The sequence below is a fragment of the uncultured Serinicoccus sp. genome, assembly GCF_947500995.1.
Taxonomy (GTDB): Bacteria; Actinomycetota; Actinomycetes; order Actinomycetales; family Dermatophilaceae; genus Ornithinicoccus.
In genome coordinates this window covers 1-472 of sequence record NZ_CANMUA010000037.1, presented here as the reverse complement: position 1 = coordinate 472, position 472 = coordinate 1, and the positions used below count along the sequence as shown (strand labels likewise).

Below are 472 nucleotides of genomic sequence, written 5' to 3'. Positions count from 1 at the left end.
ACTACGCTGCCCACAACCCTTCGCCGGCAACCGCCGCCGAAGCACACACGACTCTCCACTGAACCCGGGGCGGTTCACTACTGCCAGGAATGTGGTCGCACGCAACCGTGTGCCTTGGTTTAAGTGAGTCGTAGAACGACGCCCGCGTGGCCTGCCGCCCCCTGCCGTCGGTGCTCGGGCAGACTGAGCGGGTGCTCCTGACCGTGTCGACGACGCACCAACCGGCAACCGATCTGGGCTACCTGTTGCACAAACACCCTGACCGGGTTCAGCACTTCGAGCAGTCGTTCGGCACCGCGACGGTCTTCTATCCCGAAGCGAGCAGTACGAGGTGCACGGTCGCCCTCGTGCTGGATGTCGACCCTGTCCGGTTGGCACGCTCCCGAGGAAAGGGCTGAACCGCCCCGGGTTCAGTGGAGAGTCGTGTGTGCTTCGGCGGCGGTTGCCGGCGAAGGGTTGTGGGCAGCGTAGT

At 65.0% G+C, this 472-nt stretch carries 1 protein-coding gene; it reads left to right on the top strand.

The annotated features are described in order from the left end of the window. Positions 1-191 precede the first annotated feature (191 nt). Positions 192-398, top strand: a complete 207-nt coding sequence (locus tag Q0967_RS17340; protein WP_299451319.1) for a hypothetical protein — start codon at positions 192-194, stop codon at positions 396-398. The last annotated feature ends 74 nt before the right edge of the window (positions 399-472 follow it).